Origin of the sequence: Pseudomonas sp. GM24 (assembly GCF_000282235.1) — a bacterium.
Taxonomy (GTDB): domain Bacteria; phylum Pseudomonadota; class Gammaproteobacteria; order Pseudomonadales; family Pseudomonadaceae; genus Aquipseudomonas.
Map to the genome: position 1 here is coordinate 1 of NZ_AKJR01000360.1, position 2,260 is coordinate 2,260.

Here is a 2,260-nt window from a genome sequence, read left to right on the forward strand (position 1 = left end):
AGCTCCTACAGGGTTTCGCTGATCGGCAGATCAAACACGATTCATGATCCACGCCATCACTGTCTGCCAATTGATGGCCGACCCGCGCTCCCTATGATGGGAATCACCTGATTTCCCTGAGTGAGCGCCTTGATGACCGCCAGAACCCTCTATGACAAACACATCGATTCGCACACGGTGTGCCGCCTCGACGATCAGGGCCATGTCCTCTTGTATATCGATCGTCAGGTGATCAACGAATACACCAGCCCGCAGGCGTTCAGCGGTTTGCGTGCCGCCGGGCGCGGGGTCTGGCGTCCGGGCACGGCGCTGGCGGTGGTCGATCACGTCAACCCGACCACGCCTGTGCGCATCGCGGCAATGCCTGATGCCGGCGGCGCCCGGCAAGTCTCGTATCTGGCGGAGAATTGCCGGGACTTCGGCATCGAGTTGCTGGACATCCTCGACAAACGTCAGGGCATTGAACACGTGATCGCTCCCGAGCAGGGGTTCATTCTGCCCGGCATGGTCATCGCCGCCGGCGACAGCCATACCACCACCTATGGCGCACTCGGCGCTTTCGGTTTTGGCATCGGCACCTCCGAGATCGAACACCTGCTGGCCTCGCAGACGCTGGTCTACAAACGTCTGAAAAGCCTGCGCGTGACCGTCGACGGCGAGTTGACAGCGGGCCTGACGTCCAAAGACGTGATCATGGCCCTGATCGGTCGCATCGGTGCGTCCGGGGCCAGCGGTTACGCGATCGAGTTCTGCGGCTCGACTATCGATGCCTTGAGCGTTGAAGCGCGCATGACCATCTGCAACATGGCTGTCGAGGCCGGTGCGCGCGGCGCGTTCATGGCCCCGGATGAAAAGGTCTTCGCCTATCTCAAGGGCAAGCCGCGCGCGCCGCAAGGTGAGTTGTGGGAACGGGGCGTGAAGAAGTGGCGCGAACTGCGCAGTGATCCCGGTGCGCTGTTTGACCGCGAGATTCACCTGGATGCCAGCATTCTTGAACCGATGGTCACCTGGGGCACCAGCCCCGATCAGGCTGCCGCGATCGGTGCGCGGGTGCCGAATCCGCAAGCGATCAGCGATCCGATCCTGCGCCAGGACATGCGCCGCGCCCTCAACTACATGGGCCTCGAAGCGGGCATGGCGCTCAGCGACATTGTTATCAGCCACGCCTTTATCGGTTCGTGCACCAACGCGCGGATCGAAGACTTGCGCGATGCCGCCAGCGTCGTGCGCGGTCAGCAAGTGGCCGGGCATGTACGCGCGATGATCGTCCCCGGCTCCAGCGAAGTTCGCGCGCAGGCCGAGGCGGAAGGGCTGGCGCAGATCTTTATCGACGCCGGGTTCGAATGGCGTCAGTCCGGCTGCTCGATGTGCCTGGCGATGAACGACGACGTACTCGCCCCCGGCGACCGCTGCGCGTCCAGCACCAACCGCAACTTTGAAGGCCGTCAGGGCGCCGGTGCGCGCACTCATTTGATGAGCCCGGCGATGGTCGCCGCCGCAGCGATCAGCGGTCGACTCACCGATATCCGCCACTTTGGAGTACGCCCATGAGCCTGCAACCTTTCACTCTAGTCATTGGCCAGGCTGCGCCGTTACTGGCAGCGAACGTTGATACCGACGTGATCATGCCCAAGCAGTTTCTCAAGGGCATCGATAGAAACGGGCTGGATCGCGGATTGTTTTTCGATCTGCGGTTTCAGCGCGATGGCACGCCCAACCCTGAGTTCGTGCTGAACCAGCCCGCCTGGAAAGGTGCGAACTTTCTTGTGGTCGGGCCCAATTTCGGCTGCGGTTCCAGCCGTGAACACGCGGTATGGGGCCTGCAGCAAATGGGCATCCGCGCGTTGATCGGCAGCAGCTTTGCCGGGATTTTCTATGACAATTGCCAGCGTAACGGCGTGTTGTTGATCACCCTGGAAGAGGTACAGGTGCAGCGCATTGGACAGCTTGTCGGTGAGCCTGAAACGGCGCGGGTCAGTATTGATCTGGAGGCGCAGCGGATTAGTCTGGCGGATGGCAGCGTGATCGATTTCCAGATTGATAACCTGCGCAAAACCGCGTTGCTGCTCGGCCTGGATGCCATCGGCAGCACCCTGCAACGGCGCGAACAGATCAAAGATTTCGAACGCGAGCATCTGGCCAACAACCCGTGGTTAGGCTGAACGCATAACCTGTGGGAGCTGGCTTGCCAGCGATGAGGCCGGCACTTCCAGCATTTGTGTTGGCTGAGCTGACGCCATCGCTGCGATGCGGCGTTCCG

2 protein-coding genes are annotated in these 2,260 nt (G+C 61.6%); both read left to right on the top strand.

Features of this window, described 5'->3' with window-relative positions; translation table 11 throughout:
- Window positions 1-132 precede the first annotated feature (132 nt).
- On the top strand, window positions 133-1,551 hold the full coding sequence (leuC, locus tag PMI23_RS28350; RefSeq protein WP_007917725.1) for a 3-isopropylmalate dehydratase large subunit: 1,419 nt from the start codon (window positions 133-135) through the stop codon (window positions 1,549-1,551).
- Window positions 1,548-2,162, top strand: a complete 615-nt coding sequence (gene leuD, locus PMI23_RS28355) for a 3-isopropylmalate dehydratase small subunit (protein WP_007917726.1) — start codon at window positions 1,548-1,550, stop codon at window positions 2,160-2,162. Before leuC ends, leuD begins: the two co-directional genes overlap by 4 nt.
- Window positions 2,163-2,260 lie beyond the last annotated feature (98 nt).